The sequence below is a fragment of the Micromonospora sp. LOL_024 genome (assembly GCF_048060415.1).
Lineage (GTDB): Bacteria > Actinomycetota > Actinomycetes > Mycobacteriales > Micromonosporaceae > Micromonospora.
The window spans coordinates 302,295-327,411 of the sequence record NZ_JBHMIS010000001.1; the positions used below are offsets into that span (position 1 = coordinate 302,295).

The 25,117-nt window shown below is 71.5% G+C and carries 24 protein-coding genes; 16 read left to right on the forward strand and 8 right to left on the reverse strand.

The annotated features are described in order from the left end of the window. Positions 1-31: 31 nt before the first annotated feature. Positions 32-1,048 (reverse strand): GNAT family N-acetyltransferase, encoded by a 1,017-nt coding sequence (locus ACFHWY_RS01445; RefSeq protein WP_416578651.1) that lies wholly within the window; start codon positions 1,046-1,048, stop codon positions 32-34. 72 nt (positions 1,049-1,120) lie between these two features. Continuing rightward, the gene (locus ACFHWY_RS01450) at positions 1,121-2,362 is read right to left on the reverse strand and encodes a lytic murein transglycosylase (protein WP_416578236.1); all 1,242 of its coding nucleotides are present in this window, start codon (positions 2,360-2,362) and stop codon (positions 1,121-1,123) included. Positions 2,363-2,400: 38 nt separating this feature from the next. Between ACFHWY_RS01450 and ACFHWY_RS01455 the strand changes: the two genes are divergently transcribed. Then, on the forward strand, positions 2,401-2,619 hold the full coding sequence (locus ACFHWY_RS01455; protein WP_416578237.1) for an FmdB family zinc ribbon protein: 219 nt from the start codon (positions 2,401-2,403) through the stop codon (positions 2,617-2,619). A gap of 167 nt (positions 2,620-2,786) precedes the next feature. Next, positions 2,787-5,615 carry an ATP-binding protein gene (locus ACFHWY_RS01460; protein ID WP_416578238.1) on the forward strand — a complete coding sequence of 943 codons (2,829 nt, stop codon included), beginning with the start codon at positions 2,787-2,789 and terminating at the stop codon, positions 5,613-5,615. Positions 5,616-5,667: 52 nt separating this feature from the next. Here the strand turns inward: ACFHWY_RS01460 and ACFHWY_RS01465 are convergent, their stop codons facing one another. The 3 genes from ACFHWY_RS01465 to ACFHWY_RS01475 form a co-directional block, all read right to left on the reverse strand. Further along, positions 5,668-6,198 carry a phospholipase gene (locus ACFHWY_RS01465; RefSeq protein ID WP_416578239.1) on the reverse strand — a complete coding sequence of 177 codons (531 nt, stop codon included), beginning with the start codon at positions 6,196-6,198 and terminating at the stop codon, positions 5,668-5,670. A 204-nt stretch (positions 6,199-6,402) separates the two neighbouring features. Then, positions 6,403-7,128, reverse strand: coding sequence for a methyltransferase domain-containing protein (locus ACFHWY_RS01470; protein ID WP_416578240.1), 726 nt, complete (start codon positions 7,126-7,128; stop codon positions 6,403-6,405). A gap of 75 nt (positions 7,129-7,203) precedes the next feature. Further along, entirely contained in the window at positions 7,204-8,841 is a 1,638-nt protein-coding gene (locus tag ACFHWY_RS01475) for an ABC-F family ATP-binding cassette domain-containing protein (protein ID WP_416578241.1), read from the reverse strand. Between the two features lie 79 nt (positions 8,842-8,920). Between ACFHWY_RS01475 and ACFHWY_RS01480 the strand changes: the two genes are divergently transcribed. The 4 genes from ACFHWY_RS01480 (at position 8,921) to ACFHWY_RS01495 (ending at position 10,882) form a co-directional block, all read left to right on the forward strand. Next, the gene (locus ACFHWY_RS01480) at positions 8,921-9,673 is read left to right on the forward strand and encodes an ROK family protein (protein WP_416578242.1); all 753 of its coding nucleotides are present in this window, start codon (positions 8,921-8,923) and stop codon (positions 9,671-9,673) included. A gap of 73 nt (positions 9,674-9,746) precedes the next feature. Further along, entirely contained in the window at positions 9,747-10,118 is a 372-nt protein-coding gene (locus tag ACFHWY_RS01485; protein ID WP_416578243.1) for a tetratricopeptide repeat protein, read from the forward strand. Between the two features lie 162 nt (positions 10,119-10,280). After that, entirely contained in the window at positions 10,281-10,535 is a 255-nt protein-coding gene (locus ACFHWY_RS01490; protein WP_007465523.1) for a Smr/MutS family protein, read from the forward strand. An 86-nt stretch (positions 10,536-10,621) separates the two neighbouring features. Further along, complete coding sequence (locus ACFHWY_RS01495) at positions 10,622-10,882, forward strand: hypothetical protein (protein ID WP_416578244.1); 261 nt, start codon at positions 10,622-10,624, stop codon at positions 10,880-10,882. Between the two features lie 25 nt (positions 10,883-10,907). Here ACFHWY_RS01495 and ACFHWY_RS01500 read toward each other — a convergent pair whose 3' ends face one another. After that, positions 10,908-11,120, reverse strand: a complete 213-nt coding sequence (locus ACFHWY_RS01500; RefSeq protein WP_416578245.1) for a hypothetical protein — start codon at positions 11,118-11,120, stop codon at positions 10,908-10,910. A gap of 109 nt (positions 11,121-11,229) precedes the next feature. On the opposite strand from ACFHWY_RS01500, the gene ACFHWY_RS01505 reads away from it, so the two are divergent. The 7 genes from ACFHWY_RS01505 to ACFHWY_RS01535 all read left to right on the forward strand — a co-directional run bounded on the left by ACFHWY_RS01505 (position 11,230) and on the right by ACFHWY_RS01535 (position 20,281). After that, the gene (locus ACFHWY_RS01505) at positions 11,230-12,480 is read left to right on the forward strand and encodes a PP2C family protein-serine/threonine phosphatase (RefSeq protein WP_416578246.1); all 1,251 of its coding nucleotides are present in this window, start codon (positions 11,230-11,232) and stop codon (positions 12,478-12,480) included. A gap of 5 nt (positions 12,481-12,485) precedes the next feature. Next, positions 12,486-14,321, forward strand: coding sequence for a sensor histidine kinase (locus ACFHWY_RS01510; protein ID WP_416578652.1), 1,836 nt, complete (start codon positions 12,486-12,488; stop codon positions 14,319-14,321). Further along, positions 14,318-14,770, forward strand: a complete 453-nt coding sequence (locus tag ACFHWY_RS01515) for a response regulator (RefSeq protein WP_416578247.1) — start codon at positions 14,318-14,320, stop codon at positions 14,768-14,770. Before ACFHWY_RS01510 ends, ACFHWY_RS01515 begins: the two co-directional genes overlap by 4 nt. Then, on the forward strand, positions 14,763-15,572 hold the full coding sequence (locus ACFHWY_RS01520) for an inositol monophosphatase family protein (RefSeq protein ID WP_416578248.1): 810 nt from the start codon (positions 14,763-14,765) through the stop codon (positions 15,570-15,572). Before ACFHWY_RS01515 ends, ACFHWY_RS01520 begins: the two co-directional genes overlap by 8 nt. Before the next feature lie 319 nt (positions 15,573-15,891). Further along, entirely contained in the window at positions 15,892-16,896 is a 1,005-nt protein-coding gene (locus ACFHWY_RS01525) for a coiled-coil domain-containing protein (RefSeq protein ID WP_416578653.1), read from the forward strand. A 36-nt stretch (positions 16,897-16,932) separates the two neighbouring features. After that, complete coding sequence (locus tag ACFHWY_RS01530) at positions 16,933-18,486, forward strand: fused MFS/spermidine synthase (RefSeq protein ID WP_416578249.1); 1,554 nt, start codon at positions 16,933-16,935, stop codon at positions 18,484-18,486. A 70-nt stretch (positions 18,487-18,556) separates the two neighbouring features. Next, positions 18,557-20,281 carry a protein kinase domain-containing protein gene (locus ACFHWY_RS01535; protein ID WP_416578250.1) on the forward strand — a complete coding sequence of 575 codons (1,725 nt, stop codon included), beginning with the start codon at positions 18,557-18,559 and terminating at the stop codon, positions 20,279-20,281. Positions 20,282-20,317: 36 nt separating this feature from the next. Here ACFHWY_RS01535 and ACFHWY_RS01540 read toward each other — a convergent pair whose 3' ends face one another. Together ACFHWY_RS01540 and ACFHWY_RS01545 are read right to left on the reverse strand one after the other, a co-directional pair. Beyond that, positions 20,318-20,989: a potassium channel family protein gene (locus ACFHWY_RS01540; RefSeq protein ID WP_416578251.1), complete on the reverse strand. Its 672-nt coding sequence runs from the start codon at positions 20,987-20,989 to the stop codon at positions 20,318-20,320. After that, a complete protein-coding gene (locus ACFHWY_RS01545; protein ID WP_416578252.1) occupies positions 20,979-22,313 on the reverse strand; it encodes a TrkH family potassium uptake protein in 1,335 nt (444 codons plus the stop codon). The genes ACFHWY_RS01540 and ACFHWY_RS01545 overlap by 11 nt, the downstream gene beginning before the upstream one ends. Before the next feature lie 142 nt (positions 22,314-22,455). Here ACFHWY_RS01545 and ACFHWY_RS01550 point away from each other — a divergent pair, with 142 nt between their 5' ends. The 3 genes from ACFHWY_RS01550 to ACFHWY_RS01560 all read left to right on the forward strand — a co-directional run bounded on the left by ACFHWY_RS01550 (position 22,456) and on the right by ACFHWY_RS01560 (position 25,113). Then, the gene (locus ACFHWY_RS01550; protein ID WP_416578253.1) at positions 22,456-23,217 is read left to right on the forward strand and encodes a glycerophosphodiester phosphodiesterase family protein; all 762 of its coding nucleotides are present in this window, start codon (positions 22,456-22,458) and stop codon (positions 23,215-23,217) included. Next, positions 23,148-23,483, forward strand: coding sequence for a glycerophosphodiester phosphodiesterase family protein (locus ACFHWY_RS01555; protein WP_416578654.1), 336 nt, complete (start codon positions 23,148-23,150; stop codon positions 23,481-23,483). Before ACFHWY_RS01550 ends, ACFHWY_RS01555 begins: the two co-directional genes overlap by 70 nt. Positions 23,484-23,907: 424 nt before the next feature. After that, a complete protein-coding gene (locus tag ACFHWY_RS01560; protein WP_416578254.1) occupies positions 23,908-25,113 on the forward strand; it encodes a substrate-binding domain-containing protein in 1,206 nt (401 codons plus the stop codon). Positions 25,114-25,117 lie beyond the last annotated feature (4 nt).

Below are 25,117 nucleotides of genomic sequence, written 5' to 3' on the forward strand. Positions count from 1 at the left end.
TCGGTCAGCTCGTCAGTGCCGCGCCGACGGCTCAGCGGGTGGCGTCGAGCCGGTGGACGAGGTCCGCCACATCGACGCTGTACTCGCACCAGTCCCGGTCGGTCCGGTAGCCCAGCTCCGCGTTGACCTTGAGCATGACTTCGTTGGCCTGGGCGTTCCACGTCTGCACCTCGGTCAGCTGCGGCTCGGCCGAGCGCAGCTCCAGCAGCATCCGCGCCTTGATCGCGCGGTCGATCCCGTGGCCGCGGTGATCCTGCACCACGATGGTGTCGTACTGGTCGGCCCGGGTCGGGTGCTGGGCCGGGACGACCACCTCGGTCAGGCCGGCCACCTCACCCGTCCGCTCGTGCAGGGCGAGCACGATGTACGGCGTCATGCCCCGCCGATGCAGGCAGTCGAGGCTGTCCCGCAACCGCTGCGGATCGTACGAGCTGGGCCGCAGCTCGCCGTCCTCGATGTCCCGGATCTCCGCCTTGGACCGCGCGTACGCCTCCATCAGCTCGTCCGGTGGCCCACCGGGGTGGAACTGGACCTGGTAGCCCGCGACGACCTCGGTGGACATGCTTCCCAGCTCGGACCAGTCGACGCTGGAGAGGTCGAGCACACTGCGGGTCTCGACGTACTCCTGGCTGAAGCCGAGCGACTCGTAGAAGCCGACGGCGGGAGTGTCACCCACCACCTCCACTCCGATGGACTCGAAGCCCTCCTGGTAGACGCGGCGGGCGGCGCGTAGGACGAGATCACGGCCGAGCCCGTTGCGCCGGACGGCCGGATGGACCAGCACCTCCAGGACGCCGATGTTGCCGAGCAGCAGCACGTGCACCTGGCCGAGGATCGCACCGGGGGTGCCATCGTCGGCTGATTCCTGCTGGGCCACCCAGGAGATCCGCCGTTCGCCCGGCATCACCTCGGCCAGGTATTCCCGCAAGGAACCCTCCCGCCACGGCGGATCCTGCGGAAGATCGGCAGCCAGGACCGCGTTGAGCGTGTCCAGCAGCGACGCGATCTCGGCGGACGACGCGGTCCGGGGGTCCCACTCGCGCACCATCACCCGTCTAGCTTGCCGTCAACGGCAGCCTGGGGGAAGTGCCCAGTCCTCCAATGTGCGTGGCCGATCACTTCACGTGCGGCTCGCCTGTCCGTACCGGTTGGCAGCATCGAAGACCTCCTGGGCGTACCTGCGGACGTCGTTGTACGACAGGATGGCGTTCCACCAGTCGCCGGGGATGGTGAGGTTGCGCCCGCCCTTGCAGAGGTACATGCCGGCGGCCAGCGCTGCGTCGTGAATGTTGTGCGGGTCCCTGCGGCCGTCGTTGTCGGCATCGGCGCCGATCTCCTGCCAGGTCGTCGGGATGAACTGCATCGGACCGACTGCCCGGTCATAGGTGGTGTCGCGGTCCATCTCCCCCCGGTCGGTGTCGGCGATCCGCATCCGGCCGCCCTGCCCGTCCAGCGGCAGGCCGATGATCTCCGGGACGGCCCGGCCGTCCGCGCCGAGCTGGGCGTTGTTGGCCTGTCCGTGGCGGGACTCGACCAGTCCGATCGCGGCCAGTGTGGTCCAGCTCAGGGTGCAGCTGGCGTTGGTCTCGGCGAGTACCAGCTCGGCGTATCCGTACGCCTGCATGGCCACCGGGTCGATACCGACCTTGGTGCCGACCTGACGCGCCCAGCCGGCCAGCGAGTCGGACGGACGCCCGCCGACCGGCGTCGTGCCGTCGGGCACGCCGGTTGGTGTCGCGCCGGGTGGGAGCGTCGCGGTGGGCGGCGGGAGGTCGCCGAACGGCGGTGCCGTACCGGACGGCGGGAGACCTCCGGGCACCTCGGCGGTGGTGCCGGTGGAGGCGTCCGCCGCCACCGAACGCGGTGCGCCCAGCGTCGCCGGTACCAGCAGCGCGCCGGCCACGGCGGTCGTCGCCACCAGGGCCAGCAGGAACACCCCGGGCAGGGCGAGTCGTCCGTTGGGCCGCCGCGACCAGTCGCGGGTCGCCCGGGCTACCGCGCGCGGCCCCGGCAGACGTACGGCGGGTACGAAGCTGACCCGGCGGTGCCGGGCTGGCGGGGAAGCATCGGCCGTCGTGCAACTGTCGGGTTCGGACCCGTCCGGCATGGACGTTGTGCTTGCCGTTTCCGTCGCGGCAGTCGCGGTCGCCGTGGTCGGCACAGTGCCAGTGCCAGCCCCAGCCCGCGTGCCAGCCCCAGTCCTGGCCGGCACGCCAGAACCTCGCGGGGGCCGGCGCTGCCGGGGCACCCCGGTCGTCGGCCCGACCGGGTCGACGCCGGGGCTCGTGGGCGGCGTGGCCGGTCGGAGGGGCCGAACGGTCGTGCGCTCTTCGCCGTCTGCCACCCGTTGAGTATCACCCATGTCGGCGCGATCGTCAGGTCCGGTCGTACCCTGATGCCATGCCCCGGTACGAGTACCGTTGCCGCGCCTGCGGCGACACCTTCGAGGTCAACCGTCCGATGGCCCGGGCCGGTGAGCCGGCTGCCTGCCCGCAGGGGCACTCCGACACGGTGAAGCTGCTCTCCACAGTCGCCGTGACCGGCCGAGGTGGTGGCCTGCCGGGTGGTGCGCCCGCCCCCTCCGCCGGAGGCTGCTGTGGTGGCGGCTGCGGCTGTTGAGTTCGGCCCGACACCGTCGCGCCGTGGTGGGACGGCTGATGCCTACCCTTGCCCGACGCAGGGTCCGATGGCACCTTGGGCTCGGAGTCTCGGCCGACCATTCTCACGATGCGTGATGAGCTGGTTTCGGGAAGTATGAAGCCGAGGTAAGGGGGGAGGTTCCACGCGTGTCGCCACGGGTCCACCTCCCGGCCGGCTGGGTCACGTTCGTCTTCACCGACATCGAGGGCTCCACCCGGCTGGCCCAACTGCTCGGCTCCGGCTACCGGCCGGTGCTGACGGAGCACCGACGCCTGCTGCGTCGGACGATCGTGGCGACCGAGGGGGCGGAGCTGCTCACCGAGGGCGATTCGTTCTTCCTGGCCTTCGGTGACGCCGGCGCGGCGGTGACCGCCTGTCTGACCGCTCAGCGGGCGCTCGGCGAGCACGACTGGCCGGCACCAGAGGCGGCTCCCCGGGTGCGGATGGGGCTGCACACCGGATGGGCGGAGCCGAGTGACGGCGAGTACGCCAGCCCCGAGGTGCATCGGGCGGCCCGGGTGGCCGCCGCCGCCCACGGCGGGCAGGTGCTCTGTTCCGCCGCCACCGCCGAGCGTGCAGAGCCGCTGCCGGCCGGCGCCTCCCTGCTCGACCTGGGACTGCACCGGTTGCGGGGCTTCGACGACCGGGAACGGCTCTTCCAGTTGGTCGCCCCCGGGTTGGAGCTACAGTTCCCGCGGCCGCGCACCGCCGACGCGGTGGCGCACAACCTGCCGACCCAGGTCACCTCGTTCGTCGGCCGCCAGACCGAGCGTGCCGAGCTGAGGCAGCTCGTGGCCCGGCACCGGCTGGTGACCGTGCTCGGTGCCGGTGGGGGCGGCAAGACCCGACTGGCCGTGGAGCTCGCCACCGATCTGGTCGAGGAACATCCGGACGGCGTCTGGTTCGTCGACATCGCCGCGGTCACCGATCCGGGGCTGGTCGCCTTCGCGATCGCCGCCGTGCTCGGGCTGCGTCCGGAACCGGGCCGCCCGATGGTCGACACGCTTGTGGAGTACGCCGCCGCCCGCCGGATGCTGATCGTGCTCGACACCTGTGACGCCCAGCCGGCCGCCTGTGCCGAGGCGGTGGCCCGGCTACTCACCGGCGGTGGCGGGGTGCGGGTGCTGGCGACCAGCCGGCAACCGCTGGCGCTGCCGGGCGAGGTGGTGTGGCGAATTCCGCCGCTCTCGGTCGACCCGCGATCCGACGGCACCGAGAGCGACGCGGTCGCCCTGCTGGTGGACCGCACCGTGGCGGCCCGCGGCGGGCGGCAACCCGATCCCGCCGAGTCGGCCGACCTGCGTCGGGTGGTGCGGCGGTTGGACGGGCTGCCGCTCGCCATCGAACTGGCGGCGGCCCGGCTGCGGGTGCTCTCGGTCGGGCAGCTCGCCGAGCGCCTCGACGACATGCTTGGCACGCTCGACGCCGGTCGCGACGATCCGCAGCCGCCCCCGGCGGACCGGGGCAACGCCGGCAACCAGCGGGACACCGTGGACCTGGTCGCGGCGGCCACCGGCGCCAGCCCGCCGACGCCGGCGAAGCGGGCGGTGCTGCGCTCGGCGGTCGAGCGACACCTGACCATGCGGGCGACGGTGACGTGGTCGTACCGCACCCTCGGGCTGCGCGCCGCGCGGTTGCTGCGCTGGCTGGCAGTCTTCGCCGGCCCGGTGGACCTGCCGACGGTGGAGTGGCTGCTCGGCGACGATTCGCTGGACCCGCTCTCGGTTCTGGTGGACAAGTCCATGGTGTTGGCGGAGCCGCAGGCCGTGGGCTGCACGTACCGGATGCTCGACCCGATCCGGGCGTACGCCGCCCGCCGGTTGGTGGCGGCCGGCGAGGAACGGGCCGCCCGGGACCGGCACGTGGCCTGGTCGGAACACGCCCTGGGCCGGGCACACCTCGGTCCGGACGGGCGTCTGGCAACCCTGTCGCTGTACGCGCTCGACCCGCTCGCCGGCGAGCTGCGCGCCGCGCTGCGCTGGTGCGCCACGGGCGGCAGCGCCCGCGCGGGCCTGAGACTGGCCGGTGGGCTGGACCAGTGGTGGCGGGAGCGTGGGTTGGCCAGGGAGGGGCGGCTGTGGCTGTTCCGGTTGTACGGCCGTCTCGCCGAGACGGGCGAGACGGTCCCGGACGGCGAGCTGGCGGCGGCGTACCACATGCACTCACTGCACGCCGGGGGCGACGGAGAGTTCGCCGAGGAGCTGCGCTTCTCGCAGCGGGCCGAGGCGGCTGCCCGACAGGCGGGGGACGCCGGCCTGCTGGCACGGGTCCTCGCCGGGCGCGCCGCGCCCCTGGTCGACATGGGGCAGTTCGCCGAGGCGGAGCGGGTCAGCCGGGAGGTCATCGACTGGGCGCACGACCAGGGCGTCGACTCCGAGGCGCTGTTCGCGGTGTTCCGGCTGACCGAGTTGTTGTGGCGGCGGGGCGCGTTGGACGAGGCGGCGGAGCTGCTCGGCGCGGCCCGACCAGTGGAGGCGTCCCGTCCGGTGGATCGGGGGCGACGTTCGGTGGACATGCTGCTGGGCATGGTGGCGCTGGCCCGGGGCGATTTGGTGGCCGCGCACGAGCACCTGCTGGTGGCGTTGCGGTCACGGATGAACCACGGCTTCCACGGGCGGGCCTGCGACACGTTGAACGCGATCGCGGTGCGGTGCGCCGCCGGGACCCAGCCGCTGACCGCCGCCCGGATCTTCGGGGCGGCGCAGGCCACCCGGGCGGGCCTGCGATCAACTCCCGGCATCTACGACGCCTACTGGACCGAGCGGCAGACGGAGCTGCGGCTGCTGCTGGGCGACGCCACCTTCGACGAGGCGTACGGTGAGGGTGCCGAGTTGGGCCTGGACGAGGCGGTGGCACTGGCACTCGTCGTCGAACATCCCGATATGGCTGCTGATTCCGCGCGCTTCGCGGCCCGAGCGGGCCGGTCCGCGCCTCGCCGGCCCGCCACCGCAGACCGCCATACCGAGCACGCCTGACGAACGGATGCCCGGCCGGGTGCCGGCCGGGCGTCCTGCGGGGAGATGCTGCTCAGGCGAGGCGTTCGGCGTCGGCCTTCATCCGGGCGGCCCGGTCGATGTCGGACTGCTGCACGGCGGCGACCGATCCGAAGATGGCGACCGCCTGGTAGTAGGTCCAGGCAAGGCTGAGGCAGGCCGGTCGGACGACGGAGTTGTATGTGGCGCAGCTCCGCTTGAGGTCCTGGTAGAAGGCGCTGTCCAGGCGGGACTTGTTGGCGCTGAACTGGCCGACCGCCTTGTAGTTGCGGTAGCCGAAGTCGTGCCGTGTGCAGGAGGTGGCGAACTTGAAACCGAGTGGGTTGTCGGGGCTCGACGAGCAGTAGTCGGTGGACCAGTCGAATTGGTACTCCGCCCACGGTGTCCGGTTCTGGCGGGCCGAGTGCCAAGCGTGGTAGCTGTTGGCGCTGGTCTGGGTCCAGCTGGAGAGCACGGACAGCTTCTGGGCAGGGGTGACGGCGGCCGTGGCGGGGGAGGTCACGGCGAGCGCGGTGAGCAGCGCGAGTGCGCCTGAGGTGAGCAGGGTGGCGAGGCGTTTGGGCACGGTCATTCCTCCGCGGGGGTGTGCGGTTGGCCAGTGGTTGCCGGCGAGTCACCGGACGAACATCAGCTTCGATTAATGTCCTGACGGTGCGGTGTGACCGGCAAGAAATATTCGTGACCTGTGCCGAAACAGACGAATGCCCTGGACGCTGTGTGCGTCCAGGGCATTCGCCCGGTCGGGCTGGTCAGGAGCTGACCGGTCGGCCTAGTCGAAGAAGCGCGCCAGGTGGGTGGCGGTGGGGCCGTCATCGTCCGGGCCCAAGGGAGTGAGATCGGCGAAGATCGACGCACCGTCGGTGCCGGCGTGCAGCGGGTACCAGCGCGGTGTGCCCGGCGGGCGCATCACGCAGACACCCTTGATGGTCTGCACGTCGAGCAGCCGGACGTGGGTCGGGTCGGCGACCGCGTTCACGTGCCCCCACCAGGGGCTCATCACGTGCAGCACGCCGCCGGGCCGGAGCGCCCGGTGGCACTCGTCGAGCAGCGGCAGGAAATCGATCAGGTGCTCCAGGATGTGCACCGTGAACAGCACGTCGACCGAGTCGTCGGCCAGCGGCAGGGAGCCGGAGAGGTCGGCGACCGCGTCCACCCCGCGGGCGGGGAAGATGTCCAGGCCGAGGTTGCCCGGCCACTGCTTGGTGCCGCCGCAGCCGAGGTCGACCACCACCGGTTCGTGTCCACCGACCCGGACCCTGGCCCAGACGCCGAACACCCCGGCCAGTTGGCCCACCCGCTCGCGTACCAGCCGCAGCTGCGCCGGCTCGTCGACCTCGCCGGTCAGGTGGGCCACGCCCCGGTCGAAGCGGACCTCGACCTGCAGCGGGCGCAGCCGCCCATCGTTGCGGACCTGATCCAGCCACGCCTCGGCGAGGAATCCGTCTACCGCCCGCAGCCGCTCGCCGGAGGGCGGAGTGTGTGCCAATGCGACCATATGGGCCACCTCCGGCCGGCCCGTTACCCGGATCGGTGACCGTTATGCGTGCTGAACTGGAAAAATTGGGTCGGGTCAGGACTCGGTGATCCGCCCGGCGTCCACCCGCAGCCGCCGGGCCAACCGCACCGAGTCCAGCATCCGCCGGTCGTGGGTCACCAGCAGCAGCGTGCCCCGGTAGCTTTCCAGGGCGGACTCCAACTGCTCGATCGCCGGCAGGTCGAGATGGTTGGTCGGCTCGTCCAGCACCAGCAGATTGACCCCGCGGCCCTGCAACAGCGCCAACGCGGCCCGGGTGCGCTCGCCCGGGGAAAGCGTCGCGGCCGGTCGAAGCACGTGCTGCGCGCGCAGGCCGAACTTGGCCAGCAGCGTACGCGCGTCCGCTGGCGACAGCTCCGGTACGGCGGCCCGGAAGGCGTCCAGCAGCTCCTCGTCGCCGAGGAAGAGCCCACGGGCCTGGTCCACCTCGCCGACCACCACCCCGGGGCCGAGCGTGGCATGACCGGCGTCCAACGGCAGCCGGCCGAGCAGGGCGGCCAGCAGGGTCGACTTGCCGGACCCGTTCGCGCCGGTCAGCGCCACCCGGTCGGCCCAATCAATCTGCAGATCGACCGGGCCGAGGATGAAGTCACCGCGGCGTACCACGGCATCGCGGAGGGTGGCCACGACGGCGCCCGCGCGGGGTGCGGCGGCGATCTCCATCCGCAGTTCCCACTCCTTGCGCGGCTGATCGACCACCTCCAGCCGCTCGATCAGCCGCTCGGTCTGCCGGGCCTTCGCCGCCTGATTCTCGCTCGCCTCGGACCGGAACTTGCGACCGATCTTGTCGTTGTCGGTGGCCTTGCGCCGGGCGTTGCGGACACCCTTGTCCATCCAGCCGCGTTGGGTGCGGGCACGTTCCTGGAGCCCCGCCTTCGTGTCGGCGTACTCCTCGAACTCGGCGCGCGCCTGGCGGCGGGCCACCTCCCGCTCCTCCAGGTACGCCGAGTAGCCACCACCGAAGGCGTTCACCTGCTGCTGATGCAGATCCAACTCCAGCACCACCGTCACCGTGCGGGCCAGGAACTCCCGGTCGTGACTGACCAGCACCGTGCCCGCGCGCAGCCCGGTGACGAAACTTTCCAGCCGGTCCAGGCCGGCCAGGTCCAGGTCGTTGGTGGGCTCGTCGAGCAGGAAGACGTCGTAGCGGCTGAGCAGCAGCGACGCCAGTCCGGCGCGGGCCGCCTGCCCCCCGGAGAGGCTAATCATCTGCTGGTCGAGGTCGACCGCGAGACCCAGCTCGGCGGCCACCTCCTCGGCCCGCCCGTCCAGGTCCGCCCCGCCCAGCCCGAGCCAGCGCTCCAGCGCGTCGGCGTAGGCGTCGTCGGCGCCCGACGTCCCGGCGGTCAGCGCCGCAGTCGCCGCGTCCAGGGCGGCCTGCGCCCCGGTCACACCGGTCCGGCGGGACAGGAACGCCCGAATCGTCTCGCCGGGACACCGGTCCGGCTCCTGCGGCAGGTGCCCCACGCGCGCGTCCGGCGGGCTCACCATGATCCTGCCGGCCTCCACCGGAAGCTGCCCGGCGAGGGTACGCAGCAGGGTCGACTTGCCCGCACCGTTCGCACCGACCAGGCCGACGACCTCCCCGGGGGCGACGACCAGATCCAGCCCGGTGAACAAGACCCGCTCCCCGTGCCCGGCAGCGAGGTCCTTGATGATCAGTGTGGCGCTCACAAGAGGTCGAGCCTACCCGTCGGCGTGGTTGGTGTGGCCCACCATGCCCGGGCCGGACGTCCGAGGCAGACTCACGGGCGTGCAGACCACTCTGGCGATCGACTGCGGCGGCGGGGGGATCAAGGCGTCCGTCCTCGACGCCGCCGGCACCATGCGGGCCCAACCGGTGCGCGTGCCCACGCCATACCCCCTGCCGCCGGAGCTGTTCGTCCGGACCCTGGTGGACCTCGGCGGTCGACTGCCGACGGCGCACCGGGTGACGGTCGGGATGCCAGGCATGATCCGGCACGGCGTCGTGGTCGCCACCCCGCACTATGTGACCCGTTCGGGGCCGCGCAGCCGGGCTGAGCCGACCCTGCTCGCCCAGTGGTCCGGGTACGACGCCCGCAGCGCCCTGTCCGCCGCGTTCGGGCTGCCCGCCCTGGTGCTCAACGACGCCGAGGTGCACGGCGCCGGGGTGGTCGCCGGCACCGGCTGTGAACTGGTGCTGACCCTCGGCACCGGGCTGGGTAGCGCACTTTTCGACGGCGGGCAGCTCGCCCCGCACCTGGAGCTGTCCCACGCCCCGGTGCGCTGGGGCACCACCTACGACACGTACGTCGGCGAGCCGGAGCGTCGGCGGTTGGGCGACGCCTTCTGGTCCCGGCGGATCCGGCAGGTGGTGGAGGGGCTGCGGCCGGTGTTCCGCTGGGACCGGCTCTATCTGGGGGGTGGCAACTCGCGGCTGATCCGTCCCGAGCAGCTCGCCCGGATGGGCGACGACGTGGTGGTGGTGCCGAACAGCGCCGGCATCGTCGGCGGCGTCCGCGCCTGGGACCTCGCCGCGGTCTGACGCTGGAACAGTCGTGGTGCGGCCGGTGTTGTGCCAGCGTCAGGGCAGTGGTGCGAACTAGGGGGTGGGCAGAATGGATCTTCTGGCTGAGTACCGGCGGGCGATCCTGTTCTTCGACGCGGGCGACCCCACCAGCGCGGCCCGGCTACTCGAACCGATCATCGAGGCCGAGCCCGACAACGCCGCCGTGCGCCAGTTGCTGGCGCGGGCCTACTTCCAGTCGGCCCAGCTAGGCCGGGCCGAGGAGCAGCTGCGGGAGATTGTCGACCGCAACCCCAGCGACCACTACGCCCACCATGTGCTGGGTCGCACGCTGGAGCGGCTGAACCGGCACCTGGACGCGTTGCGCCACCTGCGCATCGCGGCTGCCATGCACTCCTCGAACGGTGACTACACGACCGCCCTGCGTCGGGTAGAGACCCGGGTTGTTGGTGATGGCCGCTGAAACGGCAGGCGCCACGGGGGGGGGCAAGCCCGGCGGGCTTGCCCCCCCCCCGTCAACTGTGGGATCGGCGTGCTGGCCGAGGCCGGGTGCTCGCTGACGACAACGAGGCGTCCGACGTGCCTACGATGGCCGCATGGCAGCCGATCGGACGGTGCACGCGGCATGAAGCTGAAGCTCGACCTGCACGAGATCTTCAACAAGGGCCAGGACATTGACCGGGCGCTGCGCGGCATCATGGACGAGGCGGTGGCGAAGAAGGCAACCTTGGTCGAGATCATCCCGGGCAAGGGCTCCGGCCAGCTCAAGAAGCGGGTGCTGCGCTTTCTCGACCAGAAGGACGTCAAGCAGCTCTACCACCGGGTCGAGAAGGACTCCAAGAACTTCGGCCGCCTCTTCGTCCATTTTCGCTGGAAGTAGGCCACCGTCCGGCCGGATCCCGGTTCGGGCTGGCGGTGGCCCGGTCACAGCCGGTAGGTGCGGGCCACCGCCAGCATCTCCGAGCTGTGCGAACCGGCGACGCCCACGTCGAGTGGGCGGGGACGGAAGCCGGGCAGCGAGTCGAGGCCGTCGGGCGTCCGTCGGCGGCGGTGGTGTCGGCCAGCACGTCCCGCCGGGGCGCGGGCAGGGTGGCGGCCTGCGCCGGCCCGCCGAGCAACTCGTCGTCGCCGATGCCGGGGAAGTCGTCGGCGACGGACACCGGCCCGTCCACGTACTCGACGGTCCAGGGTCGCGGGTCGGATTCGTGGCTGAGCCAACCGGCCTGACCGGTGTCGGCGTCCAGCGCGTACATCAGATGGGTGGGCGCCGGATGGGTGGCGTCGAACCGGTCGACGCGAGCGCGACCCCGGCGAGCACCACCGCAGCGAGTGCGGCCGTCCCGGCCGGCAGGGCACCCTGCCGACGGGCCCGCAGTGCCGCCGTGCCCCGCTGCCCGCCGGCTTCCGGGAATGCGCCCGCGGGTGGCTCCTCGGGGGTTGGACCTGGGGGCACATCATCCTCCATGCCCCCGAGGGTGCCCCGTCGTGTTGTGTGCGGACGTTGTCTAATACAGGATCAGCAGGGCACTCGGAAGGAGCCCGACATCACCAGCGATCTACCGCCTGTCGCGGCGGTGACCCGGCCGCACCGGGCGACCGGGTTGACCGGTCCCTCCGTCGTGTCGTGGCCGTACCCGCAGGGGGGCCTGGGCAGCAACCCCAACCTGCCGCCCGGTGAGCGGTTGCGGGTGTTGTTGGTCGAGGACGACGAGGGCGACGCCTTCCTTGTCGGTGAGCTGCTCGCCGAGACGAACTCGGGGATCGACCTGCTGGTGGCGAGCAGCCTCGGTGAGGCCCGCCAGCGGATCGCCGGGGTCGACTGTGTCCTGCTCGACCTGGGCCTGCCCGACGCCCAGGGCCTGGATGGCCTGCGGCAGGTGCTGGAGATGTCCGGCAGCGCGGCGGTCTGCGTGCTGACCGGCCGCTCCGACGAGCACCTGGGCATCGTCGCGGTCGCCGAGGGCGCGCAGGACTACCTGGTCAAGGGCCAGGTCGACGGGGTGCTGCTGACCCGGGCGCTGCGCTACGCGGTGGAGCGCAAGCGGGCCGACGAGAACGCCCGCCGGCTGCGTGAGGTGGAGCTGCGGCAGGCCGAGTCGGCCCGCTTGGAGCGCGGCCTGCTGCCCCAGCCGCTGATGTCGACCGACCAGATCGCGGTGCACACCTTCTACCGGCCCGGACGGCACGCCGCCCTGATCGGTGGGGACTTCTACGACGTGGTGCAGACCCATCCCGCCCGGGTCGACCTGATCGTGGGCGACGTGTGCGGGCACGGGGTGGACGAGGCGGCGCTCGGCGTCGAACTGCGGGTGGCCTGGCGGGCGTTGATCCTCGCCGGCGTCCCGGACGACGAGGTGGTGCCGGCGCTGGAGCAGGTGCTGATGAGTGAGCGTCGGCTCCAGGAGATCTTCGCGACCGTCGCGACGGTCCGGCTGGATCTCGGCGCCAACCGGGCGACCGTACGGCTGGCCGGCCATCCGCCGCCGGTGCTGCTCTCCAGCGGGCGGGTGGCTCCGGTGCCGGCGCCGGGCGGTCTTCTACTCGGCGTGCGGCCCCGCCGGCCGGTCGCCTTCGACCTGGAGTTCGACACCGATGACTGGTCTCTGCTGATGTACACCGACGGCCTGATCGAAGGGCGGGTGGGCGACGGTGACGAACGCCTCGACGTACCCGGCCTGACCCGCCTGCTCGGCGAACCGGCCAGCCGGAAGGTTCCACTGCCCGAGCTGCCGGCCTGGCTGGTCGGCCGGGCCGAGCAGCTCAACGGTGGACCGTTCGCCGACGACGTGGCCATGCTGCTGGTCACCCGGGGTGGTGGCCGGTGACGACCATGGGGGCCGGGTGGAGCCTGCGTGGCCGGCTGGCGGGGCTGATCGCGGTCGTCGGGCTGCTGCTGATCGGGGTGGCCGTCGCCGAGGCGGTGGTCGCCAACCGTAATCGGGCACACATCGACGCGGTGCTCAACCAGACCGGTCCGCTGCGCGCCCAGTCCCAGGAACTCCTCGCGGTGCTGGTCGACCAGGAGACCGCCATCCGGGGGTACGCGTTGACCGGCGTGCGGGAGGATCTCGTCCCGTTCGACGCCGGCCGCCAGCGGGAGCAGGAGCTGACCGCCTCGATGGACCGGCTGCTGATCAGCTATCCGGACCTGCGCGACGAGTTCCAGGCGGTGCAGCAGCAGGCGGAGCGGTGGCGGCAGGCGATCGCTCTGCCGGCCATCCAGGCGATCGAGGCCGGTGGCACCAGCGCCGGCCAGCAGCTGCTCACCGACCAGTCGCGTCAGCAGTTCGACCAGATCCGGGTCGCCGTCGACGTGCTGCAGAACGGCATTCTCGAGGTACGCGACGAGGCCGCCGCCGACGTGCGTCACACCAGCAACCTGCTGGTGCTGCTGCTGATCATCGCGGCGATCGTGGTGGTGGTCGCCGGGGTGGTGCTGCTCACCTCGCTGGAGCGGATGGTGATCCGCCCTCTGACCAGCCTGGCCGGGCAGGTCCGGGACGTCGCCACCGGCGACTACGGCCACGGTATCGCGGGTAGCGGTCCGCCCGAGTTCCTGCGCCTGGGCGAGGACGTGGACGTGATGCGCCGGAAGATCGCGGCGGACCTGACCGAGGTACGCGAGGCGCGGGAGCGGATCGAGTGGGTCAACATCCAGTTGCAGAAGCAGGCCGAGGAGCTGACCCGGTCCAACCGTGACCTGGAGCAGTTCGCCTACGTGGCCTCGCACGACCTGCAGGAGCCGCTGCGCAAGGTGGCCAGCTTCTGCCAACTGCTCCAGCGACGGTACGCCGGCCGGCTCGACGAGCGGGCCGACCAGTACATCGCCTTCGCGGTGGACGGCGCACAACGGATGCAGCGGCTGATCAACGACCTGCTGGCGTTCTCCCGGATCGGCCGGCTCACCGCCGGCTTCACCGAGGTCGACCTGAACCAACTGATGGCGGAGGTCGCGGCACAGACCGAGCCGGCCCGCGAGTACGCCGACGCCGAGCTGACCTGGGGTGAGCTGCCGGTGATTCGAGGTGAGGAGCCGCTGCTCACCAACCTGCTGGTCAACCTGGTCAGCAACTCGGTGAAGTTCCGCCGGCCCGACGTCGCGCCGAGGGTGCGCGTCTCGGCCCGGCAGGTCGGCGAGGACTGGGAGGTCACCTGTCAGGACAACGGAATCGGGATCGAGCCGGAGTTCGCCGACAAGATTTTCGTGATCTTCCAGCGGTTGCACGCCAAGGACGCGTACCCGGGGACCGGCATCGGGCTCGCGATCGTGAAGAAGATCGTCGAGTATCACGGCGGCCGAGTGTGGGTGGACACCGATGTGCCGGAAGGCACCGCGATCCGGTTCACCCTGCCCGCGCTGCCCGCCGATGCCGAGCCCGCGAGCAGCGCCACCGGCACGGCGGGGCTCGGCGCTGCCGGATCGGACGGGCAGGCCGGCGATCCGGCGTCGCCGGATGGCTCCGGCCCGGACGTGGCAGGCCCGGAGGGCCGGGACGCGGAGGGCCGGGACACGGTGCCGGGGCGGGCCGGTGACGAGGCCCCGGCCCGTGCCGGTACGGTCGGCACGGAGGCCGGTGGTGAGGCGGTGGAACGCCCCGCGGCCCCTGCTGGCCTGGGACGACAGGGCAGTGGTGGTACGGGTGGTATGAAGGAGGCGGTGGGATGACCGCGCCAGCGGACGGCAAGTCCCCGATCGAGGTGCTGTTGGTCGAGGACGACCCGGGTGACGTGCTGATGACCCAGGAGGCGTTCGAGGAGCACAAGCTGCGCAACCGGCTGAACGTCGTCTCCGACGGCACCGAGGCGCTGGCCTACCTGCGCCAGGAGGGTCAGCACGCGGACGCGGTGCTGCCGGACCTGATCCTGCTCGACCTGAACCTGCCCCGGCGCGACGGCCGGGAGGTGCTGGAGGAGATCAAGAGGGACGAGCAGCTCTGCCGGATTCCGGTGGTGGTGCTGACCACGTCCCAGGCCGACGAGGACATTCTGCGCAGCTACCAACTGCACGCCAACGCGTACGTGACCAAGCCGGTGGACTTCGAGCAGTTCATCTCGGTGGTCCGGCAGATCGACGAGTTCTTCGTCAGCGTGGTGAAGCTGCCGCCACGTGATTGACACCCTGCTCGACGATGTGGCCGGGCTGCTGCGGGAGACCGCCGACGGTGTCGTGCTGCCGTTGTTCCGTCACCTCGGCGCCGGCGACGTGACCGAGAAGGCCCCTGGCGAACTGGTCACCGTCGCCGACCGTCGTGCCGAGGAGATGATCACCGCCGGGTTGCTCCGGCTGCGGCCGGGATCGGTTGTGGTCGGCGAGGAGGCGGTGGCGGACGATCCGGCTCTGCTGCGTCACCTGCGTGCCGCGGGTGACGTGTGGTTGGTCGATCCGGTCGACGGCACTGCGAACTTCGCCGCGGGCAAGCGCCCGTTCGCGTTGATGGTCTCGCTGCTCACCGACGGTGAGCAGGTGGCGGCCTGGGTGTTCGACCCGCTGGCCGACGTGCTGGCGGTCGGCCGCGCTGGTGAGGGTACCTACCTGGACGGGCACCCGATTCGGCTGCCCGCGGTGGTGCGGCCGGTCAGTGAGCTGCGGGGGGCCGCGATGACGAAGTTCCTGCCGGGGCCGTCGCGGCGTACGGTCGAGGCGGGCGGCGCGCGGATCGGCGAGCTGCTGCCGGGCCAGCACTGCGCCGGCCGCGAGTATCTCGACGTGCTCACCGGCCAGCAGCAGTTCGTTCTCTTCTGGCGCACCCTCCCGTGGGACCACGGCCCCGGCACCTTGCTGGTGCAGGCTGCGGGCGGGGTGGCGCGCCGGCTCGACGGTAAGGACTACCACCCGGCCGACACGGAGCACGGCCTCTTGGTCGCCATCAGCCCCGAGGTCTGGACCAACGTCCATACCGCCCTCCTCCCCACCTAGCCCACCCACCCACCCACCCACCCACCCACCCCCACCATCCCTGTCGATCATGAGGTTAGCGGCAGGGATGGAGATCGAGATCGCCGCCAACATCATGATCGACTCTCGGTTGGGTGCGGAGAGTGGGGCGGGGGTTGCGGCGGGTTGATGGTTGTGGGGGGTGGGGGTCGGGGGGCTGGTGGTTGGGGGCGGTTCCGGTATTCTGGCCGGCGGCCTACCGCCAGCAGGCCGCCGTTCGGCGCCGGCGGGGGTCGCTGCCGCGCAGTCGCACCATCCGGGGGCCGGCGGCCGACGAAAGGATGCTTTCGTGCGCAGGTCCATGCCCGTCCGGCGGCAGCTTCACCGGCCGCTGATCACCATGCTCGCCGTGGTGGCGCTGTTGTTCGGCGTCGGTGCGGTGCCGGCGTACGCCGAGCCCAACGAGGGCGGCAGCAAGAAGCTGCGGGACGCCCTGGAAGCCACCGCGAAGGCACACATCGAAGCCAAGCGCAAGCTCGACGGCTCCGAGAAGCGCCAGAAGTCGATGGCGAACGAGCTGACCGCGATCGAGGGCCAGCTGGGCGAGTTGAGCACCCTGGTCGGCGAGGTGGCGGCGCAGTCCTACCGGGTCGGCCGGCTCAGTCCCGCCGCCGTGCTGCTGGACAGCGCGACCCCGGAGGCGTTCGTGCAGCGGGCCGCAAACCTCGACATGATGGCCCAGCGGGACGGTCGCCGGGTGCGCGAGCTGGCCGACGCACGCGAGGCGGCCCGGCAGGCCAAGCTCGCGATCAACGCCGAGGTGCGCGAGCAGACCAAGCAGCTCGCCGTGATGGCGAAGAAGAAGAAGGAGGCCGAGGCGGCCCTGGCGGCGGTGAGTTCGGGCAGTAGCGGCGGCTTCAGCGGTGGCAGCTCCACCTCGGCCAAGCCGGCGCCGCGCAACTCTGACGGCTCCTGGCCGGGTGAGTCGTGTTCGGTGGACGACCCGACCACCTCGGGATGCATCACGCCGCGCACCCTGCACGCGCTCAAGCAGACCCAGTCCGCCGGGTACAAGCGGCACGTCTCCTGCTACCGCAGCGGCGGCTCGGGCGAGCACCCCAAGGGCCGGGCGTGCGACTTCGCCGCGGCCACCAACGGATTCGAGGACCGCACGGCCACCGGCGGCGACAAGTCGTACGGCGACAATCTTGCCGCTTGGCACGTCCGTAACGCCAGTCGGCTCGGCGTGCTCTACGTGATCTGGTATCGGCAGATCTGGCACCCGGGTACCGGATGGCGGGCGTACAGCGGAAGCGGCAGTCCCGCCGCCGACCACACGAACCACGTTCATCTCTCGATGTACTGACCCGTCGGCCCAGGGCCGCTGCGTACCATCGCCACGATGAACTCTCCATCGCCTGACGTGGCGGTCCCACCCGCGCCGTCTTCGCCGACGGCGGCCCGGGCCCTGCCCAACGGGCTCGCCGCGTTCCTGGTCTTCTATTCCAGCGGTGCCGTGCTGGTCCTGGAGACGGCCGCGTTGCGCCTGGTCGGGCCGTACGTGGGGGTGACCCTCCAGGTGACCAGCTCGGTCATCGGGATCGCGTTGGCCGCCATCGCGTACGGGGCCTGGGCGGGCGGCTGGCTCTCCGACCGGCGTGACCCGCGTACCCTGCTGGCCCCCGCGTTGGTGCTGGCCGGCATCACCACCGCGATCACCCTTCCCGCGGTGCGCTACGCCGGTGAGGTGCTGCGGGGCGGTGCGGTGAGCGCCGTCCTGCTGCTGGTCGCGGTCGCCGTCTTCCTGCCCGCGATGCTGCTGTCCGCGGTCAGTCCCATGGTGATCAAGCTTCAACTCGCTGACCTGCGACGCACCGGCCAGGTGGTCGGTCGCCTCTCCGGCATCGGCACCCTGGGCGCCGTCACGGCCACCCTGGTCACCGGCTTCGTGCTGGTCGCCGCCCTGCCCAGCACGGTCATCCTGTTCGGGCTGGCCGCCACGCTCGGCGTCACCGGGATCGCGCTCGGGGTGTACCTGTACCGGCAGGACCGGGCCGACCTTCCCGGGCCGCCCCGGGTCAAGGCCGCCCTCGCGGTGCTGGGCCTGGTCGGGGTCGGGCTGATCACGGTCGCGCCGAACCCGTGCGACGTCGAGACTGCGTACCACTGCGCCCGGGTCGAGGTCGACCCTGGCCGGGCCAGCGGGCGGACGCTGCTGCTCAACTCGGCCCAACACTCGTACGTTGACCTGTCCGACCCGACCCACCTGGAGTACGCGTACACCCGGTGGATCGGGGTGGTGGCCGACGTGGTCGCCCCGGCGGGCCAGCGGCTCGACGCGCTGCACCTGGGCGGCGGCGGGTTCACCGTGCCGCGCTACCTGAGCGCCACCCGTCCCGGCACCGACAACCTCGTCTTCGAGATCGACGGCGGGCTGGTGGAGTTGAGCGAGCAGCGACTCGGCGTACGCCAGGGGCCGGACCTGCGGGCTGTGGTGGGCGACGCCCGGCTGCTCGTGGCCGGGGAGGCCGCCGACAGCCGGGACTATGTGGTGGGCGACGCCTTCGGGCACCTGGTGGTGCCGTGGCACCTGGCCACCCGGGAGATGGCCGCCGAGATCCGGCGGGTCACCCGGCCCGGCGGGGTCTACGTGCAGAACGTCATCGACTATCCGCCGCTGCGTTTCATCCGCAGCGAGGTGGCCACCGTCGCCGCAGAGTTCGGGCACGTCGCGTTGATCGCGCCGCCCGAGGCGCTGGCCGGCGAGCGGGGCGCCAACTTTCTCATCGTCGCCTCCGACGCGCCGCTGCCGCTGGCCGCGGTACGGGCCCGGCTGGACGACGGCGACGAGCCGGCCAGCCTGCTCAGTGGCGGTGACCTGACGGATTTCGTCGGCGGTGCGCTGGTGTTGACCGACGACTACGCCCCGGTGGACCAACTGCTCGCCACCGCCTGATCGGGTGACATCCTGACTGAAACTGACCAGAAAGGTGTAGGAGGGTCCGCGTCGGGCAACAACGCCGACCATGGGTGGTGAGGTACGCAGCGGCGCGCAGCTGCTCGGTGAGCGGTACCGGCTGGTCGAGCGGGTGGGCGCTGGCGGGATGTCGGTGGTGTGGCGCGGTTACGACGAGGTGCTGGGCCGGCAGGTCGCGGTCAAGGTCCTCGCCTCCCGGCTGGCCAGCGACCGGGCGTTCCGGCACCGCATCCGGATCGAGGCCCAGGCCGCCGCCCGGCTCTGCCACCCCAACATCACCAACGTGTACGACTACGGCGAGTCCGAGCAGGTCGGGTTGACGGTGCCGTACGTGGTGATGGAGTTGATTGACGGCGGTCCGCTGACCGCGCGGCTGGCCCGCGACGACCACCTGCCCTGGCGGGAGGCGGTAGCGGTGGCCGCGGACATCGCTTCCGCGTTGGCCACCGCACATGCCCGTGGCGTGGTGCACCGCGACGTCACCCCGGGCAACGTGATGCTCACCCCGACCGGGGTGAAGGTGGTCGACTTCGGCATCTCCGCGCTGGTCGGGGAGAGCGAGAAGGGACCGGACGGTGCCCTGCTCGGCACCCCGGCGTACCTCGCCCCGGAGCGGCTCGACAACGGCCAGGTCAGCCCGGCCACCGACGTCTACGCCGTCGGGCTGCTGCTGTATCGGATGCTCATCGGGCGGCTGCCCTGGCAGGCCGAGACCACCACGCAGATGCTGCGGGCCCACATGTACCGCGAACCCGAGCCGATGCCGGCGATTGCGGAACTGCCGGCCGGGATCGCCGACCTGGTTCACCGCTGCCTGGCGAAGCGGCCGGCGGACCGGCCGGCCACTGCCGAGCTGGCCCGGACTCTCGCCGAGGCGGCCGGGAAGGTGCCGGCGGCGCCGACGGCCGACGCCGCCGCAGCTGCCGACCCGATCACGCTGGCCGGTGCGGGGACCACGATCCTGCCCTGGTCGATCGCGACCGGCGCGCTGCCGCTGGCCGGGCTGCGCACCCGTCGTACGTTGGACCGCCGTCGGCGCCGGGTCGAGGCGACGGTGGCCGCCGCGGCGTTGATGGCGGTGACCGCGGCGGTCTGGGGGGTCACCTCGCACAGCCCGGCCAGCGGTGGCATCGACCAGCGGACCGAGGCCCGCGTCGGCGGCGACGAGCAGCAGGTTCCCTGCCAGGTCACGTACGCCTTGCGTAAGGACTCCGGCAAGGACTTCGCCGCCGAGCTGAGCCTCACCAACACCGGCGAGCGCGAGCTGCGTGACTGGACGATGAGCTTCGCCTTCCCCGGCGAGCAGGAGGTGACCGGTGCGACGCCGGCACCGGTGCGCCAGCAGGGCCGGGCCGTGGCCGTGCAACCGGATCCGCAGCGGCCCGCCCTGGCGCCGGGCGCCACCGAGAAGCTGAGCCTGACCGGGACCTACACCGGGGCGAACCCGCTGCCGGTGGAGTTCCGGGTCGGTGACGCGATCTGCGGGGTGCAGGTTTCCGGCGTGGCCGGCACCGCGCCGACCGCCAAGCCGACCGCCAAGCCGACCGCCAAGCCGACCGCCAAGCCGACCGCCAAGCCGACTCCCAAGAAGACGCTGAAGGCCACCGCCGGCAAGGCCGGCTCCGGTGGCTCCGGCGAGGTCAAGCCGAAGCCGGGTGACAACCGTGAGAAGCCGGCGGCGACGAAACCCAAGCCGGGTACGCAGCCGGGTACGGCGAAGCCCAAGGACCAGCCGAAGCCGGCGGAGCCCGGCAAGGGCAAGGGCGGGAGGTAGCGCCCGGCTGGCCGTGCGCCCTCTTCCACCGCGGGGTCAGGAGAGCGTCGAGAACTCCTGGACCTTGTCGATCGTTCCCTCGATGATGAGCGTGCTGTCCCGGTCGAGAGCCAGGCCGTCGGCGACGTAGCGGAACCGCTTCTCGCCCGGCGGCCTGATTCCGATCACCCGGATCCCGTAGCGGTCCAACTGCCGCACCTCGCTGGTGGGATGGCCGGCCAGCGCCTCGGGCACGCGGACCTTCGCCACGGCGAAGGCGTCACCGAACTCCGCGAAGTCGAGCATCCGGCTGGCGATCAGGTGTGCCAGCCGCTCGCCGGTCTCCGCCTCGGGAAAGATCACCCGATGCGCGCCGACCGAGGAGAGGATCTTCGCGTGCTGCGCCGACGTGGCCCGGGCCCAGATCTGCGGTACGCCGAGCTCCACCAGCGCGAGCACGGTCAGCACGCTGGCCTGCACCGAGGCGCCGATGGCGACCACCACGCGCCCCAGTTCACCGACGTCGAGCTGGCGCAGCGCCTCCTCGTCGGTGGAGTCGGCCTGCGCCACCTGGTCGAGCTTGGCCGACCACCGTTGGACCTTCCTGGCGTCGCTGTCGATGGCCAGTACCTCGCGGCCCACCGCGGTGAGCGATTCAGCCAGGTGGCAGCCGAAGCGGCCGAGGCCGATCACGCCGATACCGCCGGCGTCCGGATTCCTATCCGACAATGGGTTGCTCCTCTGGGTAGCGGTAGAGCCGGTGCCGGGTGTTCAGCGCGATCGCCGAGCCGAAGGTGAGCGGCCCGACCCGGCCGAGGTACATCAGGACGATCAGCAGAAGCTGACCACCGTCGGACAGGGCCGAGACGACCCCGACGGACAGCCCGGTGGTGCTGAACGCCGAAGTGATCTCGAAGAGTGCCGCGTGGAACGGCAGCCTGTCGGTCATCGCGATCAGGGCGGCGGTGCCGGCGGCGACGATCGCGACGCTGAGCAGCGCGACGGTGAGTGCCTGCCGCTGGCTCGCGGTGGCGACCCGACGCCGCCCGACGGTGACATCCGGTTCGCCCCGGACCTCCGCCCAGATGACGAAGGCGAGCAGGAAGAACGTGGAGACCTTTATTCCGCCTGCGGTGCTGGCACTGCCACCGCCGATGAACATCAACCCGATGAGCAGCGGGTAACACTCCTCCCGGAGGGCGTCGGTGGGCACCACCTCGAAGCCGCCGGTCCGGGCCAGTGCGATCTGGGCGAACGAGGCGAGCACCTTACCCGGGACGTCGTACTGGCCGACCGTACGCGGATTGCCCCACTCGGTGGCCAGGAACACGAGGCTGCCGACGCCGATCAGGGCGGCGCTGCCCCAGATGGTCAACTTGGTGGCGACTGACCAGCGGGTTGACCGTCGCCACTCCCGAATCGCCTCGAACAGGGCCGGGAAGCCGAGCCCGCCGACGATGCCGCCGAGGCTCAGCGGGAGACCGACCCAGGGGTCACGCGAGAAGGCCAGCAGGCCGTCGACGTAGAGCGAGAAGCCGGAGTTGTTGAACGCCTGGACGGAGTGGAAGGCCGCCAGCCAGAGGGCCTCCAGGAACGGGTGGTCGTAGGCAAGCCAGAGCCGGATGGAAATGATGATCGTCATTGCCAGCTCGCAGGCGAAGACCGTCGCGGCGATGTGCAGCAGCAGCCGGCGTACGTCACCGAGCCCGTACTCCGCGGTTTCGGCCTGGACCAGCATCCGGTTGTGCAGGCCCAGCCGCCGGGACACGGTCAGGATGACCAACGCGGCACCGGTCAGGATACCGAGCCCACCCACCTGGGTCAGTACGGTGACAACTGTCAGGCCGAGGCCGGACCAGTAGTTCGGAGTGTCGGTGACCGCCAGGCCGGTGACCGAGATTGCCGAGGTGGCGGTGAACAGCGCGGTGAGGAACGAGGTGTGCTGGTGCTCGATGGTCATCGGACGCAGCATCAGCAGGGAGGTGCCGAGCAGGATCGCCACCAGGAAGACGAGCGGCACCAGCCGCACCGGGTGACGAAGTAGCCGACGCACCAGACAATCTTCCGGTTTGACCCGATCCACGGGTGTGGAATCGGGGATCCCGAGGATTCACCGGTTGGTCAGGTCGGGACCAACTGGCGGTCAGCGCGGCAGGGTCTGCTGGGCGTGTTCCCTCGACGAGGAGGAGACCGCGTTGCGACGTACCCTTTGCGCCCTCGGCGTGTTGGTGGCCCTGCTCGCCGCCGCGGTGACCGCGCCCACCGTGGTAGCCGCGGCCAAGCCGGCCGGCGACGCGGCCAAGGCCCGGATCGACGGCCGGCCTGTCGTGATCGGCCACCGGGGTGCCAGCGGCTACCGGCCGGAGCACACGCTGGAGGCGTACCGCCTGGCGATCCGGATGGGCGCCGACTACATCGAGCCGGACCTGGTCGCGACCGCCGACGGCGTGCTGGTCGCGCGGCACGAGAACGAGATCAGCGGTACGACTGACGTGGCGACCCGGGCCGAATTCGCCGACCGCGCGGCGACGAAGACCATCGACGGCGTCCAGGTCACCGGCTGGTTCACCGAGGACTTCACGCTCGCCGAACTCCGGACGCTACGGGCCAAGGAGCGCCTGCCGCGGGTGCGGGTGGCGAACACCGCCTTCGACGGGCAGTTCCAGGTGCCCACCTTCCAGGAGGTGATCGACCTGGCCAGGGCCGAGGGGAAAGCGCGTGGCCGGACGATCGGCGTCTACCCGGAGACCAAGCACTCGACCTACTTCGCCTCGATCGGGCTGCCGTTGGAGGAGCCGCTGGTCGAGGTGCTGCGCCGGGCCGGATGGACGAAGCCGTCCGCCCCTACGACTTCGCTGTCTCCGGTGACGACCGCACCTACCGGGACCTGGCCACCCCTGCCGGCCTCAGGTGGATCGCCCGGTACGCCGACGGGATCGGCGCGAACAAGAACCTGATCGTGCCCCGCGACGCGGACGGAAGGCTGCTCGCCCCGACGGCCCTGGTCCGCGACGCGCACCGGGAAGAACTGATCGTGCACGCCTGGACCTTCCGGGCGGAGAACCAGTTCCTTCCGGCGGACTTCCGGATCGGCGCCGACCCGAACGCCCGCGGTGACGTCCAGGCCGAGTACGAACTGTTCTTCCGGCTCGGTCTCGACGGCGTCTTCACCGACCACCCGGACACCGCCGTCGCCGCCCGCGCCGGCCTGCCGCGCCGTTGAGTGACGCCTCTGGCCCTACGTCGTTGATCTCTCCCCCGGCGCATTCTCGCGTCCTCGCTCGCCTTCGCGCCGGTGGCCAGACCTGACCTCGTACTCCACTGTCACGGCCCGCCGTCGTTGCCGGACGGCGGGCGGGCCCCTGACCCACGATGGGTGTGCCGATCGGCCTCAGCGGGCTCCCGTACCGCCGGCATGGAGTCGATCAGGCAACGTGTTCGGGACCGACACATGGGGTGGCCGGGTCGGCCGGTGCTTGTCGCCGCCGGGCGTGGCGGCGCGGTCACCGCAGTCGGCCACTTGTAAGGGCCGGCCATCTCACTTCGGTTACTTGTGTGTTTCCGCCACATAGCCCGTGGGTGACGTCACTTCTAGCGTGAGCCGACACATAAAGGTTCCTTCCTCTGAGTCCTCACGTGGAGTCGCAATGACGGTCCGGACGACACGGCGGGTGTTCCTCTCCGCCGCCACGATGATGGCCGCGGCGATCGCCGCCACGGCCTGTGGCAGCCCCCAGGACACCGCCAACGGCGGCGGCGACAGCGCCGCGCCGGTGAAGGTTGGTCTGGTCTACTCCCAGTCGGGAGCGCTGGCCAGTTACGGAAAGCAGTACATCGAAGGGTTCAGGGCCGGCCTGGACTTCGCCACCGGCGGCACCAACAAGGTGGGCGACCGGGCGATCGAGATCACCGAGGTCGACGACGCTGGCGACCCGGCGAAGGCGGTCTCCGCGGCCAAGGACCTGATCGGCAAGGGCAGCAAGATCATTGCTGGGTCGACGGCGTCCGGCGTGGCGCTCCAGGTGGCCCCGATCGCCGCCCAGAACAAGGTCCTGTTCATCTCCGGTCCGGCTGCCACCGACGCGGTGACCGGGTCGAACAAGTACACCTTCCGCTCCGGTCGGCAGTCGTACCAGGACGTGGTGACCGCCAGGTCGTTCATCGGCGACCCGGCCGGCAAGAAGGTCGTGGTCTTCGCCCAGGACGGCGCGTTCGGTGACGCCAACGAGGCGGCCGTGAAGGCCGTCATCGGTGGGGCCGGCGCGGACGTCAGTGCCGTCCGGGCCCCGGCCAGCGCGACCGAGTTCACTCCGTTCGCCAGCCAGATCAGGTCCGCCAAGCCGGACCTGCTCTTCGTGGCCTGGGCCGGCACCACCGCCCCGGCCATGTGGCAGACCCTGGACCAGCAGGGCATGCTCACCTCCACCACGGTCGTCACCGGCCTGGACATCCGCGCCTCCTGGCCCACCTTCGGCGCGGCCGGCAGCAAGATCTCCTTCCTGTCGCACTACTTCGACGGGGCGAGCGACACCGAGGCGGCCAGGGCAGCGAAGGCGAAGATCCCCGGCGGTGTCCTCGACCTGTTCCACCCGGACGGCTTCGCCGCCGCTCAGATGGTGGTCCGCGCGGCGCAGGAGGGTGGCGACGACGTGGACAGGATGGTCACCGCGCTGGAGGGCTGGAGCTTCGAAGGTGTCAAGGGCACCATGACGATCCGCGCCGAGGACCACGCCCTGCTCCAGCCGATGTACCAGGCGAGCCTGACCGGCAGTGGCGACACCTTCACCGCCGCCGCACAGAAGGCGCTCACCGGGGACGAGACCGCACCGCCGGTCCAGGCGATGAAGGGCTGAGGCA

Excerpts from the sequence above, each read along its gene's own strand:
- ACFHWY_RS01445 (WP_416578651.1), bottom strand. The coding sequence starts at position 1,048 with ATGGTGCGCGAGTGGGACCCCCGGACCGCGTCGTCCGCCGAGATCGCG.
- ACFHWY_RS01450 (WP_416578236.1), bottom strand. The coding sequence starts at position 2,362 with ATGGGTGATACTCAACGGGTGGCAGACGGCGAAGAGCGCACGACCGTT.
- ACFHWY_RS01455 (WP_416578237.1), top strand. The coding sequence starts at position 2,401 with ATGCCCCGGTACGAGTACCGTTGCCGCGCCTGCGGCGACACCTTCGAG.
- ACFHWY_RS01470 (WP_416578240.1), bottom strand. The coding sequence starts at position 7,128 with ATGGTCGCATTGGCACACACTCCGCCCTCCGGCGAGCGGCTGCGGGCG.
- ACFHWY_RS01485 (WP_416578243.1), top strand. The coding sequence starts at position 9,747 with ATGGATCTTCTGGCTGAGTACCGGCGGGCGATCCTGTTCTTCGACGCG.
- ACFHWY_RS01490 (WP_007465523.1), top strand. The coding sequence starts at position 10,281 with ATGAAGCTGAAGCTCGACCTGCACGAGATCTTCAACAAGGGCCAGGAC.
- ACFHWY_RS01500 (WP_416578245.1), bottom strand. The coding sequence starts at position 11,120 with ATGGAGGATGATGTGCCCCCAGGTCCAACCCCCGAGGAGCCACCCGCG.
- ACFHWY_RS01510 (WP_416578652.1), top strand. The coding sequence starts at position 12,486 with ATGGGGGCCGGGTGGAGCCTGCGTGGCCGGCTGGCGGGGCTGATCGCG.
- ACFHWY_RS01515 (WP_416578247.1), top strand. The coding sequence starts at position 14,318 with ATGACCGCGCCAGCGGACGGCAAGTCCCCGATCGAGGTGCTGTTGGTC.
- ACFHWY_RS01525 (WP_416578653.1), top strand. The coding sequence starts at position 15,892 with ATGCCCGTCCGGCGGCAGCTTCACCGGCCGCTGATCACCATGCTCGCC.
- ACFHWY_RS01530 (WP_416578249.1), top strand. The coding sequence starts at position 16,933 with ATGAACTCTCCATCGCCTGACGTGGCGGTCCCACCCGCGCCGTCTTCG.
- ACFHWY_RS01535 (WP_416578250.1), top strand. The coding sequence starts at position 18,557 with ATGGGTGGTGAGGTACGCAGCGGCGCGCAGCTGCTCGGTGAGCGGTAC.
- ACFHWY_RS01560 (WP_416578254.1), top strand. The coding sequence starts at position 23,908 with ATGACGGTCCGGACGACACGGCGGGTGTTCCTCTCCGCCGCCACGATG.